Source organism: Aestuarium sp. (assembly GCF_023253315.1).
Classification (GTDB): domain Bacteria; phylum Pseudomonadota; class Alphaproteobacteria; order Rhodobacterales; family Rhodobacteraceae; genus Marivivens; species Marivivens donghaensis.
On record NZ_JALRGW010000113.1, the window covers coordinates 1 to 916 of the forward strand.

Consider the following 916-nt stretch of genomic DNA (forward strand, 5'->3'; position numbering starts at 1 on the left):
CGCGCTCTACGGCGTTGAAGAGAGCATCAAGCTGATCGAAGACGGTTTGGCCGGCAACCTCGGCTAACGTCTTGAACCTGTTACGTCATGGGCGCATCATTCGCCCATGACGACAGGTTACGAACCCCTCAACACTCTCAAGGCGATTGGACCGGACATCTGGATTGCAGATGGTCCGCATATCTCGTTTTACGGCCTCCCCTTCCCGACCCGAATGACGGTCGTGCGATTGGCCGATGGCGGTCTGTGGATACATTCCCCAATCAAACCCGATGACAAACTCATCGCGCAGATCAACAAAATCGGCCCCGTGCGGCATTTGATCGGGCCGAACTGGATCCACTACGCCTCGCTCCACGATTGGAAAACGCGCTATCCCGCGGCGCTGGTTTGGGTGGCGCCAGGGGTTGAAGCACGCGCGGCAAAACATAATGTGCCGCTGACCGTCGATGAACACCTTATCGACACGGCGCCCGATGCGTGGGCGGGCCAGCTAGACCAGATGATCGTGCGCGGCAGCAAAATCCACCACGAGGCCGTGTTTTATCACGCGGCATCGAAAACGCTGATCCTCACCGATCTGATCGAGAATTTTGAACGTCGCACTCTGCCGTGGTGGATGCGCATCCTCACAAAATTCGCTCGCATTCAACATCCTGACGGGCAAATGCCGATTGATATGCGCCAGACTTTTAACGGCCATCGTGACCAACTGCGGACAGCGGTCGAACAGATGATTGCGTGGGGACCTGAACAGGTGATCCTTGCCCACGGGCATTGGTATCAGCGTGACGGCGTGGCCGAACTGAAACGCGCGTTTCGGTTTCTGTTCTAGGCGCAGGGGGCACCGTCACGGTGGTCTAAGCAGATGTTCAAACTGACCTGATATTTCTAGCGCAAAGCTGGAATGAAAGAG

Annotated in this window: 1 protein-coding gene; it reads left to right on the forward strand. The window is 56.6% G+C overall.

The features are described from left to right. Positions 1-106: 106 nt before the first annotated feature. Complete coding sequence (locus tag AC1QQ2_RS14480; RefSeq protein ID WP_479713674.1) at positions 107-835, forward strand: DUF4336 domain-containing protein; 729 nt, start codon at positions 107-109, stop codon at positions 833-835. The last annotated feature ends 81 nt before the right edge of the window (positions 836-916 follow it).